This is a genomic window from Arthrobacter sp. AIWTK1 (assembly GCF_056680535.1).
Window position 1 is genome coordinate 3,375,673 of sequence record NZ_CM155287.1, and the last position, 13,353, is coordinate 3,389,025.

Annotated in this window: 13 protein-coding genes; 10 read left to right on the forward strand and 3 right to left on the reverse strand. The window is 65.9% G+C overall.

The window, feature by feature from the left end; genetic code table 11:
• Window positions 1-17: 17 nt before the first annotated feature.
• Entirely contained in the window at window positions 18-632 is a 615-nt protein-coding gene (locus AC1MDG_RS15455) for a nitrobindin family protein (RefSeq protein ID WP_479804918.1), read from the reverse strand.
• Between the two features lie 169 nt (window positions 633-801).
• On the reverse strand, window positions 802-1,536 hold the full coding sequence (locus AC1MDG_RS15460) for a permease (RefSeq protein ID WP_479804920.1): 735 nt from the start codon (window positions 1,534-1,536) through the stop codon (window positions 802-804).
• 276 nt (window positions 1,537-1,812) lie between these two features.
• Between AC1MDG_RS15460 and AC1MDG_RS15465 the strand changes: the two genes are divergently transcribed.
• From AC1MDG_RS15465 to asd, 10 genes are all read left to right on the forward strand, one after another.
• The gene (locus AC1MDG_RS15465) at window positions 1,813-2,511 is read left to right on the forward strand and encodes a winged helix-turn-helix transcriptional regulator (protein ID WP_011692843.1); all 699 of its coding nucleotides are present in this window, start codon (window positions 1,813-1,815) and stop codon (window positions 2,509-2,511) included.
• Between the two features lie 269 nt (window positions 2,512-2,780).
• A complete protein-coding gene (gene mshD, locus AC1MDG_RS15470; protein ID WP_479804922.1) occupies window positions 2,781-3,752 on the forward strand; it encodes a mycothiol synthase in 972 nt (323 codons plus the stop codon).
• Window positions 3,753-3,856: 104 nt separating this feature from the next.
• Complete coding sequence (locus tag AC1MDG_RS15475) at window positions 3,857-6,106, forward strand: RNA degradosome polyphosphate kinase (RefSeq protein ID WP_479804924.1); 2,250 nt, start codon at window positions 3,857-3,859, stop codon at window positions 6,104-6,106.
• 10 nt (window positions 6,107-6,116) lie between these two features.
• On the forward strand, window positions 6,117-7,121 hold the full coding sequence (locus AC1MDG_RS15480; RefSeq protein WP_479804926.1) for an NUDIX hydrolase: 1,005 nt from the start codon (window positions 6,117-6,119) through the stop codon (window positions 7,119-7,121).
• Window positions 7,122-7,229: 108 nt separating this feature from the next.
• Window positions 7,230-8,882 (forward strand): hypothetical protein, encoded by a 1,653-nt coding sequence (locus AC1MDG_RS15485; protein ID WP_479804927.1) that lies wholly within the window; start codon window positions 7,230-7,232, stop codon window positions 8,880-8,882.
• Window positions 8,879-9,268: a GntR family transcriptional regulator gene (locus AC1MDG_RS15490; protein ID WP_479804929.1), complete on the forward strand. Its 390-nt coding sequence runs from the start codon at window positions 8,879-8,881 to the stop codon at window positions 9,266-9,268. The genes AC1MDG_RS15485 and AC1MDG_RS15490 overlap by 4 nt, the downstream gene beginning before the upstream one ends.
• Before the next feature lie 9 nt (window positions 9,269-9,277).
• Window positions 9,278-10,081: a thymidylate synthase gene (locus AC1MDG_RS15495; RefSeq protein WP_479804931.1), complete on the forward strand. Its 804-nt coding sequence runs from the start codon at window positions 9,278-9,280 to the stop codon at window positions 10,079-10,081.
• Entirely contained in the window at window positions 10,078-10,662 is a 585-nt protein-coding gene (locus AC1MDG_RS15500; protein WP_043483116.1) for a dihydrofolate reductase, read from the forward strand. Before AC1MDG_RS15495 ends, AC1MDG_RS15500 begins: the two co-directional genes overlap by 4 nt.
• Window positions 10,663-10,666: 4 nt before the next feature.
• Window positions 10,667-10,885, forward strand: coding sequence for an NF038396 family protein (locus AC1MDG_RS15505; protein ID WP_104171996.1), 219 nt, complete (start codon window positions 10,667-10,669; stop codon window positions 10,883-10,885).
• Window positions 10,886-11,014: 129 nt separating this feature from the next.
• Entirely contained in the window at window positions 11,015-12,145 is a 1,131-nt protein-coding gene (asd, locus tag AC1MDG_RS15510; protein ID WP_043483119.1) for an aspartate-semialdehyde dehydrogenase, read from the forward strand.
• Here asd and AC1MDG_RS15515 read toward each other — a convergent pair.
• Complete coding sequence (locus AC1MDG_RS15515; RefSeq protein ID WP_479804934.1) at window positions 12,142-13,245, reverse strand: winged helix DNA-binding domain-containing protein; 1,104 nt, start codon at window positions 13,243-13,245, stop codon at window positions 12,142-12,144. The genes asd and AC1MDG_RS15515 overlap by 4 nt on opposite strands.
• Window positions 13,246-13,353: the final 108 nt, after the last annotated feature.

Sequence of the window (13,353 nt, forward strand, 5' to 3'; positions counted from 1 at the left end):
TGACTAGGGAGCTTTGTCTAGGAAGCTTTGCTCAGGATGGCCGAGGCGTGGGCTTCCAGTCCGCCGGCCGGCGTGGAGCCCGTTCCCTTGGCAACGTCCCACCGCCACAGCAGCTTTCCGTCCACCAGGCCGAATATCCGGGTTGCTGCCGTGTACTCCTTGGAGTGGCTCCCGCGCATTACCATGTCGGTGCTCAGCTGGATCTGGGGCCCTTTGATCTGGCCGTAGTAGAGCTCAGAGATCCCGCCTGGGTGCGAAATGGAAACGGAGATGTCGAAGCCGCCGTCGCTGTTGCGCAGCGCTTCGACTTCGTCGGCGCTTTTCAGCACGGGGACGATGTCGGCGGGAATCAGGCCCGGGCCGCCGTCTTCCTCCCGCTGCTTCCGCTCCAAAGCCCAGAATCCGGTCTCTACCGTCAGCGGCCGCAGCCTGGTGCCGTCGTCGTCGGTAAGCCAGCTCTCGGCACGGTACTGGAGGTACGGCAGGCCGTTGTGCGTGAAGGATACGTGCTGGAAGAAATGCTCGGAATCCTCTTCGCCGGCCCCCAGCCGTCCGCTGCCCTCCCACTCACCAATGAGCCAGGACAGCGGGACGAGCTCGGGAGTGAGGTCTGTAGGAATTTCAATCGGCACAGTAACTACCTCCGCAGACAACTAGCTCTGGACTGGTATTACTTCTGGCCCTTGAAGAGGCGGTAAACCACGAAACCAGCGAACCATGCCATGGAGAGGCTGGCGATGCCAAGCAGGACAAGGAAGAAAATCTCAAATGCAAGTACGGACATGATGCCATCCTAACGCGTTAGTAGATGAGTAGTTTGTCTATGAAGTAAGCGAGCGAACCCACCGCGGCCACGGGCGCGAGGCCCATGCCCAGGGCGGCAGGAAAGTTAATCCGGTCCCCGCGGAGTATAACCAGTCTGCGCAGGCTGACCAGAACCGCACCCACCGCAATGCCCACTACAGCGGCGGGTATTACGGCGATGTTGGAGAAGATCAGGCCCGCCAGCGGAGCGGTGAGCCCGGCCAGCACAATGCCCAGCGGCGCCACGATCCGGTCCGGCCAGCGAATGAGGCCGGCCAGCAGGGCAAAGGCGGCACTGATGCCGGCCACGAGCAACATTTCCTTGACCCCGTTGAACCGTGAAGCTGCAATCCACCCGGCACCCAGGCAGGACAGCAGCACACCGGCGCTCGAACCCAGCGTGGACTCCAGCCGCTGCGCCTGGCCCGTGCCGCGGAGCAGCTGCATCAGGAAGACAGCCATCACGCCTGCCGCGATAAACGCCGGGGTCCAGTCGAGGAAGCCGGGCGCCGGGACGTAGGTGGCAGCCACGGCCGAACCCGCCCCGGGCAGTCCGATGATGGCTGCGAGGGTCTTCTTGGCAGGGATGTCCAGGAAGTGCGGCCAGCCTGCTCCCACGGCCAGCGCAACGAGTATGGCCACACCAAGCAGCACTTCAGGCGAGGTGTACGCGCCGCCGATGAAGACAGCAAGCCCGGCCAGCCCAATGGTTCCGATGGTCCACGGCTTCACTGTTTACCCGCGCTCACTCTCTGCTGACGTCTTCTTCGCTCGGTCCAATCCTGCCTTATGTGACCTGCTTATGTCGCAAAACGCGAACTGAAACGGGCCGGATCAGTGTCTGTTAAGGGGCAATTGGGTATACTCAAAGCTCAGCTACGCTTCCTTCGGAGGATGCGGGCCCGGCCGGAATTTCGGCTGGCCACGACCGACGCGGGCAGCCAGTACCGGCCGGTGAGAGCCCGGTTCAGACGCCCAATGATGCGCGGACAGCCCCTTGGAGGAACAATGTCGCACATCCTGCTACTGACGAACAGCACCGGATCATCGGTGGACATTTTGCCTGCCCTGGAATTGCTGAACCACCGCGTCCATATCCTCCCCGCCGAGCCCACCGCCCTGCTGGAAACCGACCCCTGCGACGTCGTCCTGCTGGACGCACGCAAGGACCTGGTCGGCGCGCGGTCCCTCACCCAGTTGCTCAAGGCCACGGGGCTCAGCGCACCTTTGATGCTGATCCTCACCGAAGGCGGCATGGCGGCCGTTTCCTCAGCATGGGCCGTGGATGACATCCTGCTGGACTCAGCGGGTCCGGCCGAAGTCGAAGCCAGGATCCGGCTCTCTGTCGCGCGTGCAGTGCCGGAGAAAGAGGACCTTCCCACCGAGATCCGCGCCGCCGGCGTCGTCATCGACGAAGCAAGCTACACGGCCAGGGTCAACGGCGCGCCCCTCAACCTGACGTTCAAGGAATTCGAACTCCTGAAATATCTCGCGCAGCACCCCGGCCGGGTGTTCACCCGGCAGCAGCTCCTCACCGAGGTGTGGGGCTACGACTACTACGGCGGCACCCGCACGGTTGACGTCCACGTCCGGCGGCTGCGCGCCAAGCTTGGCGCCGACCACGAAAACCTGATCAGCACCGTGCGCAACGTCGGCTACCGGCTGACCCTGGTGCGGCAGCCCGAAGAGGAGCTGACGGAGGCCTAGCCTTCCGCGGCGCCCGGCCGGACCAGCCGCCCTGGAACTCAAATAACGAAGAAGCCCCGGACCGTTGGTCCGGGGCTTCTTCGTTGGCTTCTTAGGCCTGCAGTGGAGGACATACGGGTCGAACGTATCGAGGCCACCCCAGTGGTGGATCCCCCTCAATTCCTGCTTCAGGAAGCCGGAACAGGTAACGACTATACGTGCCGGATCCGTCCGCATCAAATCGGACCGAATCACGCCGCCGGCCGGACGGGCCGTATAGCCTGTAGAGCATGAGTCCTGTGCATCCCGAGAACTGGCCCGTGCTCGTCATCAAAGGCGGAGTGGACGATGAACTGCTCAGGGATTTCACCGCCCTCGCCGCGGCCGCCGAGGAGTCGGACGGAAACCCTCCCCTGTCCGAACAGACCTTCGTGACCCTTCGCGCCGGCGAGTCGGGAAGCCACCCGCTCCTGGCCCTGGCCCTCTACGCGCCCGACGAGGACTCGGACCCGGCCACCGCCCAGGACCTCGCCGGCTTCGCGGTGGTGGTTGAGGAACCGGACGGCACGGGCGTGCTGGAGGTGGCGGTACACCCTAGCTACCGCAACCAGGGAGTGGCTGACAGGCTGGTGGCCACGCTTAAGTCATCACGGGGTTTCGACGGGCTCAAGGCGTGGTCCCACGGAAACCACGAGGCTGCAGCGGACCTTGCGGCCAAGTACGGTTACGCCCCTATCCGGGAATTGTGGAAGATGCGGCTCACAGCGTCTGAGGCCGAACTGCCCGAAGCCGTCCTCCCGGACAATGTGACGCTGCGGGCATTCGTTCCCGGGCAGGACGAAGAGGCCTGGCTGGCAGCCAACAAGGCGGCCTTCCGCCACCACCCGGAGCAAGGCAACATGACGCAGCAGGATCTTGAGGCCCGCATGGCAGAGGACTGGTTCGATCCCGCCGGCTTCCTCCTCGCCGTCGACCCGTCCGGGCGGATCCTCGGCTTCCACTGGACCAAGGTGCACCCGCGCCACGGCGGCCATCCCGCGATCGGCGAGGTCTATGTGGTGGGTGTGACCCCCGAGGCCCAGGGCATGGGACTGGGCAAAGCCCTCACTGTGGCCGGCATCAGGTACCTGCAGGACCAGGGCCTGCACGCCGTCATGCTGTACACCGATGCGGACAATGCGCCGGCTGTTTCGCTGTACCGCAGGCTCGGCTTCACGCGGTGGGATGCTGACGTCATGTACGGACCCAAAAACGGCGGTTAATCCAATCGGCAGACGCATGCACCACGGTTCCGGAAATCTGCGTATCCCCCGAATCGAATGCTTGTAAGGTTGAAGGTAAACCGCGCCAGCAATAAGGAGTGACCATGCAACCGGAATCAGCCGGAATCGCCACATCTGAGGCCAAGGCGCTTCCGGTGCGCGCCCGCTTCGGGTCCTCCGAGGTCCCGGCTTCCCGTGCCACGCAGGACCGGATCGACATTCCCGAGTTCGCGCCCAATCTTGAGCCCGAGGGAGACATCAGCCCGGACCGGTTCCTGGACCGTGAATTGAGCTGGCTGGCTTTTAACTCAAGGGTGCTGGAGCTTGCCGAGGACCCCACCCTCCACCTGCTGGAGCGGGTCAGCTTCCTGTCCATCTTTGCCTCCAACCTGGACGAATTCTTCATGGTCCGCGTGGCCGGGCTGAAGCGCCGGATCGCCACCGGGCTGGCCGTCCCGTCGCCGGCAGGCCTGAGCCCCCTGCAGGTGCTGGACCAGATCGGCGACGCCGCCCACCGGCTTGCGCAGCGCCATGCCCGGGTCTACGCCGAGCAGATCCGGCCGGCCCTGGCGTATGAGCACATCCACCTCATGCACTGGGATGAGCTTGACGACCAGGCAAAGGACCAGCTCAGCGCAATGTTCGCGGAAAAGGTCTTCCCCATCCTGACCCCGCTGGCAGTGGACCCGGCCCATCCGTTCCCCTACATTTCGGGCCTGTCGCTCAACCTGGCGGTGGTGGTCCGCAACCCCGTCAGCGACAAGGAACTGTTCGCCCGCGTCAAGGTGCCGGACCAGCTGCCCCGCCTCATTTCCATCGACGGCCCGCGCGCCGGGTCGGTCCCCGGCAGGGTGGCACGGTTCATCGCCCTGGAAGAAGTCATCGCCGTCCACCTGGACCAGCTGTTTGCCGGCATGGAGGTCCTGGAGCACCACACGTTCCGCGTCACCCGCAACGAGGACGTTGAGGTGGAAGAGGACGACGCCGAGAACCTGCTGCAGGCGCTCGAAAAGGAACTGCTGCGCCGCCGGTTCGGCCCGCCCGTGCGGCTCGAAGTCACCAACGACATCAACCCGAACATCCGGGCGCTCCTGATCCGCGAACTGGGTGTGGAGGAGTCCGAGGTCTACTCCGTTCCTGCACCGCTGGACCTCCGCGGCTTGTCCGTCATCGCCGGAATCGATCGCGCGGACCTGCACTACCCGAAGCACGTGCCGCACACCTCGCGGTACCTGAATGAATCGGAAACGTCGAAGGCGGCAAACGTGTTCGCGGCCATGCGCCGGCGGGACATCCTGCTGCACCACCCGTACGATTCGTTCTCCACGTCCGTCCAGGCGTTCCTGGAGCAGGCCGCGGCGGACCCGAAGGTACAGGCCATCAAGCAGACGCTGTACCGCACGTCGGGCGACTCCCCGATCGTCGATGCCCTGATCGACGCGGCAGAGGCAGGCAAGCAGGTGCTTGCCCTGGTGGAGATCAAGGCACGCTTCGATGAGCAGGCCAACATCTCCTGGGCACGGAAGCTCGAACAGGCCGGCGTCCACGTGGTTTACGGCATCGTGGGGTTGAAGACCCACTGCAAGCTCTCCCTCGTGGTCCGCCAGGAAGTGGACGGCCTGCGACGTTACTGCCACATCGGCACCGGCAACTACCACCCGCGCACGGCCCGCTACTACGAGGACCTCGGACTGCTGACCGCCAACGAGCAGGTGGGCGAGGACCTTTCCAGGCTCTTCAACCAGCTCTCCGGCTACGCCCCGAAGTCCACTTTCAAGCGGCTCCTGGTGGCGCCACGTTCGGTGCGGTCCGGCCTCATCGACCGCATCGAAAAGGAAATCCGCAACGCCAAGGCAGGCATCGCGGCCAGGGTGCAGATCAAGGTCAACTCCATGGTGGACGAGGCGATCATCGACTCGCTCTACCGCGCCTCCCAGGCCGGCGTGAACGTGGACGTGATTGTCCGCGGCATCTGTTCGCTGCGCCCCGGCATCCCCGGGCTCAGCGAAAACATCACCGTGCGGTCTGTGCTGGGACGTTTCCTGGAGCACTCGCGCGTGTTTGCCTTCGCCAACGGCGGGGACCCGGTGGTCTTCATCGGCTCCGCCGACATGATGCACCGCAACCTCGACCGGCGGGTGGAAGCGCTGGTCCAGTTGACCAGCGGCGACGACACGTCCTACGTGCTGGATATGCTCCGCCGCTACATGGACCCGGGAACGTCCAGCTGGCACCTGGACAGCCAGGGCGAATGGACCCGGCACCACATCGGGGACGACGGCAAGCCGCTGGAGGACGTCCAGTCCTGGCTGCTCGCGTCGCGTTCCCGCCAGCGCCAGACGATAAGGCGGTAGGACCCTGGCCTTGAAAAGTGATGCGAAAAGCGACGCCACCAGCGATTCGGCGAATGATTCGCTTATTGCGGACCAGACGGACCATCCCGGGGAACCGGTAGCCGTCACGGCTGCAGGTGCCCTGCCGTGGCGCGTCAGCAAGGACAAGCTCGAAGTCCTGCTGATCCACCGCCCGAGCTACGACGACTGGTCGTGGCCCAAAGGAAAGATCGACGCCGGAGAAACCATTCCGGAGTGCGCGGTCCGTGAGATCGCAGAAGAGATCGGGCTCAAGGCCACCCTGGGCATTCCCCTTCCTCCCATCCACTACCACGTGTCCGCCGGACTGAAAGTAGTCCATTACTGGGCCGTGGATGTGGACGGGGCCATGCTGCGTCCGGACGGCAAGGAAGTGGACAGCGTGATGTGGTGCTCCCCGGAGAAGGCCGCCGCCCTGCTGACCAACCCCGGTGATGTTGCGCCGCTTGAGCACCTTGTGGCGGCCCACGCCCGCAAGGAACTGGACACCTGGCCGCTGCTGGTGGTCCGCCACGCCAAGGCCAAGCCCCGCTCGTCCTGGACCAAGGCCGAAGGGGACCGTCCGCTCGCGGCCACGGGGTTGCGGCAGGCGCAGGCTGTCCGCCGCTTGCTGCACGTCTGGAAGCCGCTTCGTGTGCACTCGAGCCCGTGGCAGCGCTGCGTGGCCACCATCGCGCCGTACGCCAAGTCCGCGGACGCCAAAGTGAAGCTGCACGACGCCCTGACGGAACACCGCCATGCTCGGAGCCCGAAGAAAACCGCGGCTGTGGTGGAGTCGCTCTTCGACAAACAGCGCGCCATTGCCCTGTGCACCCACCGGCCCGCACTGCCCACGGTGATCTCCCAGCTGGGTGAGCACATGAACGGCCGGCTGCGCGCCCTGCTGCCCTCCTCCGACCCCTACCTGGCGCCAGGAGAGATCATCGTGTGCCATGTGGCCCGCAGCAGCAACCACAAGATTGTCGCCGTGGAGCAGTTCAGGCCCTTCGACGACTAGAAGCACAGGCCCGCCCCGGCCACGCTGCCCAGAACGCAATCGGCAGGCTTGCCCCGAATCCCTTTGTATCAAATACTCAGTACATTGATGCAAAAATCAGGGGGGATTATGCCGGTCCAATTCGAACTGCCGCCGATGCTGCTGCTGGGACCCCTGGCCGCCGCCGTCGTTCTCTACCTTGTCCTGAGGTGGGTGGTGTGGGAACCCAGGATGGGCGCCTCGCCCGAGACTGTTTCACAGCACGCGCTCTGGGTGGGTGTCATCGGCTGGATGGCAAGCTCCCTCCAGGGGGCAACGAATATCGGCATCATCCCTGCCGGCAGAACCACCAGCCCCGTCATCGGCCCCTTCCTGGTTACTCCGGACACCGTCATTCCGGCCCTGGCCTGGCCCATCCTCGGAACTCTCGGGGTCCACGCACTGGGCCAGCTCAGCTATCCGCGGCCCCGGCGACCCCGCCGCAAGGCCAGCCTCCATGTCCGGAAAGTCCGCGATTTCCTGCCGCGGCCGCTGGCCTGGACAACGCTGGCCATCTTCACGGGCACAGCCGCATTCATCGTCTGGACCGCGACGCTCCCGGGCTTCGACGCCATGGCTTACGGGTCGGTCCGGGAGGATCCGGAGGGGTACCGGACCTTCGGCGGAGACGGGCGCATCCCCGGGATTGAGCTGGCCGGCTGGCTGGGAGGCGCGCTGGTTGTCCTGGCTGCGGGCAGCTGGCTGGTGCTGCTGCTGATCGGCCGCCGCCGGCAGCTAGAGCAGCTATCGGACCAGGACAATTTGCTGCTGCGGACCATCGCCATGAACAGGCTCCTGCGGACAGTCGCCACGGTGGCGTCCGGCCTCGCCGTCATCGCCGGTAACTATGCGGCCCGGCCGGACCCGGCGGCGGGCAACACGTCGTGGACTAATTTTGCCGGCTTTGCGGGCACGGCGGTTCTGCTGGCCATGCTGGCCTGGGCGCCGCCGAAGCTGACGGGACCCGCAACAGCCGCCGGACTCCGGGATTCGAAGCACGGCCCCTTCGGTGCCGGGCCGCACCCGGCAACCAGACTCGTGGTTTCCATCGGTGCCGGCCTCGGCGTCGCCGCAGCCCTTCCGGTGCTCGCAGGAGTGTTCCTGGTCCCGGCAATCATCGCGGCGGGCCCCTCGGGTCCGGCGCTTTTCATAACACTGGTGGCGGGGCTGGTTCTCCTGGTCCTCGCGGCCGGCGAGCTCTTGCTGCAACGCAACTACACGACGCCCGATGAACCGCGAACCTGGCCGCAGCAGCCGGTGGGTGCGGCCCTCCTCACCACACTCATCCTCGCGCTGCTGGTCTTCGTCGCAATTCTCGTGGTCTCGGCCGCCGGGAACTCACAGATTGGCAGGGACGGCGGGTGGATCCCTCCTGCCGTCTTCAGCTCCGCCGGGGCGGTCCTGGCGCTTCCGGCTTTCCTGCCAGCGCGCCTGCGCCACGGCATTCCGGGCGCTCCCGCCGGGCTCGATGCTGCGCTGCGGGCCATCACCCTGCACCGGCTGGCGCGGACGCTTGCGGCCATGTTCATGGCGCAGGCAGGGATGGTGCTGCTGATGAACAGCCAGGCATGGGCCGCCGTCTTCGGGGTGGCGTTCCTGCCGTCCATCCCGTGGTGGCCTGCGTCCCTCGCCGGCTCGATCCTGGCCTGCGCGGCGATAGTCACGGCCCTGGTGCCGGTGCGGACCTTCGCAGGCTCCCGTTCCCGGCCCGTTCCCCTGCCCCGCAGGGACCGTGTCACATGACGGCGGGGATCGCAGTTGACCTGCGGTCGGCCGTGCCGCCGTATGAGCAGATCCGCACCCAGATCTCCTCGTTGATCGCCGTTGGCTCGCTGGCTGCCGGAACCCGGCTGCCCACTGTCCGCAGCCTCGCGGCGGACCTGGGCATCGCAGCGGGGACGGTGGCACGCGCCTACAAGGAACTCGAGCAGGCCGGGCTGATCGAAACGCGGCGCCGCAACGGGACCGTCGTCGTCGGCATGCCCGACTCCGTCCGCCCGTCGGGCGGCTCTGTGCCCGCGGACCTGGCTGCCGCCGTCGACCGTTACATCGCTGCAGGCCGCGCCGCGGGCCTGGACGACGGCACGCTTCAGGACATAGTGCGCCTCCGGCTTGGCCATCCTCAGTAGACTGGGACCGTGAGCATTCCAACGCCCTATGAAGACCTCCTGCGTGACGTCCTTGCCAACGGCACGCACAAATCTGACCGCACCGGCACCGGCACGCTCAGCGTGTTCGGGCGGCAGATGCGCTTTGACCTGAGCCAAAGCTTTCCGCTGATCACCACCAAGCGCGTTCATTTCAAGTCGGTGGCAGTTGAACTTCTATGGTTCCTGCGCGGCGAAACCAATGTGAAATGGATGCAGGACCAGGGCGTCACCATCTGGAACGAATGGGCCGATGCCGACGGCGAACTGGGCCCCGTGTACGGCGTGCAGTGGCGCAGCTGGCCGACGCCCGACGGCGGCCACATCGACCAGATTGCCGAGCTGGTGGAAAACCTCAGGTCCAACCCGGACTCGCGCCGGCACATCGTCTCCGCCTGGAACGTGGCTGAGCTTCAGGACATGGCCCTCCCGCCGTGCCACGCGTTCTTCCAGTTCTACGTTGCGGACGGCAAACTGTCCTGCCAGCTGTACCAGCGCTCCGCGGACACCTTCCTGGGCGTCCCGTTCAACATCGCGTCCTATGCGCTGCTGACCTGCATGCTGGCCCAGCAGGTGGGCCTGGAGCCCGGTGAGTTCGTCTGGACCGGCGGCGACGTGCACATTTATGACAACCACATGGACCAGGTGCTCAAGCAGCTGAAGCGCGAGCCGTACGAATACCCGCAGCTGAAGATCCTCCGCAAGCCCGACTCCATCTTTGACTACACGCTGGACGACTTCGAAGTGGTCGGATACCAGCACCACCCCACGATTAAGGCGCCGATCGCAGTATGAGCACCGACAACGCCATGGATCCCCTGGCCTTCACCGAAAAAATCGCCGACGCCACCACCGGGGTGGGCCTCGTCTGGGCCCAGACCACGGCAGGCGTGATCGGCAAGGACGGCGACATGCCGTGGCACCTGCCCGAGGACATGAAGCACTTCACCCGGCTTACCACCGGGCATCCGGTGATCATGGGCCGCAAAACCTGGCTCTCCTTCCCGGACAAGTACCGTCCGCTGCCTGGCCGCACGAATATCGTGGTGACGCGCCAGGAAGGCTGGGGCGACACTGCCGAGGCCAAGGGCGCCATCGCGGTGAAATCGCTCGACGACGCGCTGCTGGAATCACAGTTCGCGGCCGGCCACGAAACCGTGTGGGTGCTGGGTGGCGGGGAAATCTTCGCGCAGACCCTGGACATCGCCGACGCCGCAGTAGTGACGTTCATCGATTCCGAGACCGACGGCGACACCTACGCGCCCGAGCTCGGCTACGAGTGGAAGCTGACTGCCAGCGAGCCGGCCACCGGCTGGCTGACATCTGCCACGGGAACGCGCTACCGGTTCACCATGTGGCGCCGGACGGAGGCCTAGGACCTTGCTGAAGAAACCGGAAACACTCTTTGTCCTGGGCTACATGCTCCTCCCGCTGCTGGCACTCCTCTCCGCGATCGTGGGACTGACCATGATCCTGGGCGGCAACAAGATCGCCGGCGCGATCGTGCTGGTGGTGGTCACCCAGGCGTTTGCCTTCGGCGCCGTCTACGCGCTGCGCCTCCGCAAGGCGGCAGTGCTCGAACAGCACGACGCCGAGTAGCGGCTTAGGCGGTTCGCGGCCTTGCGCCGCAGGATGACGCGTCCTACAGAAGGTGCCTCCCGGCGTCGTACGTTTTGCAGGTGACGTAACCGACTGCGCCGTGCCGGTTCCGAAGTCTAAACTGTACGAATGACTACAGCAGCTACCCCCTCCGTCGGCCTGGTCGGATGGCGCGGCATGGTCGGCTCCGTCCTGATGCAGCGCATGCAGGACGAAGGCGACTTCGCCAACATCAACCCGGTGTTCTTCTCCACCTCCAACGCCGGAGGTGCCGCGCCTTCGTTTGCAGAAGGCGCCGGCAAGCTCGAGGACGCGTTCGACGTCGACACCCTGGCCAAGCTGCCGATTATTGTTACCGCCCAGGGCGGCGACTACACCAAGCAGGTCCATGGCGAGCTGCGCAGCCGCGGCTGGGACGGCCTCTGGATCGACGCCGCCTCCACCCTGCGCATGAACGACGACTCGATCATCGTGCTGGACCCGATCAACCGCGACGTCATCGACAAGGGCCTCGCCAACGGCACCAAGGACTTCATCGGCGGCAACTGCACCGTCTCCTGCATGCTGATGGGCCTCGGCGGCCTGTTCAAGAACGGCCTCGTCGAGTGGGGCACGTCCATGACCTACCAGGCCGCCTCCGGCGGCGGCGCCCGCCACATGCGCGAGCTGCTCAGCCAGTTCGGCACGCTCAACGCCGAGGTCAGCTCGGAACTGGACGACCCGGCGTCGGCCATCCTGGAAATCGACCGCAAGGTCCTGGCGCACCAGCGCACCGACATCGACGCGACGCAGTTCGGCGTCCCGCTGGCCGGCTCGCTGATCCCCTGGATCGACGCAGACCTGGGCAACGGCCAGTCCAAGGAAGAGTGGAAGGCGGGTGTGGAGACCAACAAGATCCTCGGCACCGCCGGCGAGAACCACATCGTCATGGACGGCCTGTGCATCCGGATCGGCGCCATGCGTTCGCACTCGCAGGCCCTGACGCTGAAGCTCCGCGAAGACCTTTCCGTGGCCGAGATCGAGAAGCTCCTGGCCGAGGATAATGAGTGGGCCAAGGTGATTCCGAACACCAAGGAGGACTCCATGGCGAGCCTCACTCCGGTGGCGGCCTCCGGCACGCTGGACATCCCGGTAGGCCGCATCCGCAAGATGGAAATGGGCCCGGAATACATCAGCGCCTTCACCGTGGGCGATCAGCTCCTCTGGGGAGCAGCCGAGCCGCTGCGACGCATGCTCAACATCGCCACCGGCACGCTCTAGCCGAGGAACCTCAGGTACCTCGCGGCCTGCAGCTCAAATGACTTTTGGGCTGCAGGCCGCAGTCCGTTAACCGTGTCGAACGGAACAGGTACGACGGCGGCCGTCCGGCCGGAGCCTTCCCGCGCCCAGGTGCCGACCACTTGACCGCCGGCCACGATCGTCTTCTTGAACATTCCGTTGCCGCCCGGGACTATTTTTTGGGCATGTGCTGGCGGAAGCACGAGTGACCGGTCCGTGTACCCCAGCAGGAATTCATCGAAGCCCGGCAGGATCAGCAGGGCGCGCTGGCCGGGGACGCCGTCGTCGAGCAGGGCCGCGGTGGACGGCGACATCCAGTAAGTGCCGCCTTCAAACTCCAGCTGAGCGAGCTGATCCCTCACCGCGGCCAGGGCGCTGCGGACCTCTGTGACGGGCGTACTGGACCACCAGGCGAAGTCACGTTCCGTGGCCGGTCCGTGGCTGAGCATGTACCGGAGCACCAGCTCGGCGATCCCCTCGGCGCGGTCCAGCTCGCGGGATTTCGGGATCCACTCGTCGAACGCCTTGATGAGCTGCTGGTTCCCCACAAGCGGCCCCTGCACCAGCCAGGCCCGCTGGCACAAAACTCCCAGCAGATGGATGCCGCGCTGGCCCGCCGTGGACTGGCCCGCGGCTTCAAAGGCCGCAAAGAGCTGTTGCCGCGTGGCCGAGCCGCCGCCGGAGACGAGCTCCAGCGCCGCATCGCGAGCCACGTCCACGTCCCGGGCAGCGATCTCCAGCTCCCGGTGGCGGCCGCCCATTCCGCGGAGCAGGCGGTCGGCCGTGATATCCAGGATCCAGCGCAGGTCCTCCGGAGCCAGCAGGTGAAGGGTCCCGCGCATCGGCCACGAGCGGACAACCAGTCCGTCATCCAGCGCGGACCTCACGGTGTCAACGCCGGCGTTGCGGACCCTCAGCCCCACCGCCCACAGTGCCGCCTGCATGTCCTGGGCCTGCATGGCCGTCATCCAGCGCACGGCGTCGGGAGCTGAATCGAACGCCGGCGCCAGCAGCCCCTGCGCGGCGAGGCGCAGCCGTCCGATGACCTGCCGGGTGACCCGGGTCCGTGCGCCAGCTCCCATGCCCCTATCGTAGGGCGCACCCCCATCCGGGTCGGTAGTCCCGGGCAGTTTTGCACGGGCAGTGCACGGCAGGCTCCCAGCCGGTTTACAGCCGGGGTCCCTACGCTG

Coding starts and splice junctions, on each gene's coding strand:
- AC1MDG_RS15465 (WP_011692843.1), top strand. CDS start 1,813: ATGTCGCACATCCTGCTACTGACGAACAGCACCGGATCATCGGTGGAC.
- mshD (WP_479804922.1), top strand. CDS start 2,781: ATGAGTCCTGTGCATCCCGAGAACTGGCCCGTGCTCGTCATCAAAGGC.
- AC1MDG_RS15475 (WP_479804924.1), top strand. CDS start 3,857: ATGCAACCGGAATCAGCCGGAATCGCCACATCTGAGGCCAAGGCGCTT.
- AC1MDG_RS15485 (WP_479804927.1), top strand. CDS start 7,230: ATGCCGGTCCAATTCGAACTGCCGCCGATGCTGCTGCTGGGACCCCTG.
- AC1MDG_RS15490 (WP_479804929.1), top strand. CDS start 8,879: ATGACGGCGGGGATCGCAGTTGACCTGCGGTCGGCCGTGCCGCCGTAT.
- AC1MDG_RS15500 (WP_043483116.1), top strand. CDS start 10,078: ATGAGCACCGACAACGCCATGGATCCCCTGGCCTTCACCGAAAAAATC.
- asd (WP_043483119.1), top strand. CDS start 11,015: ATGACTACAGCAGCTACCCCCTCCGTCGGCCTGGTCGGATGGCGCGGC.
- AC1MDG_RS15515 (WP_479804934.1), bottom strand. CDS start 13,245: ATGGGAGCTGGCGCACGGACCCGGGTCACCCGGCAGGTCATCGGACGG.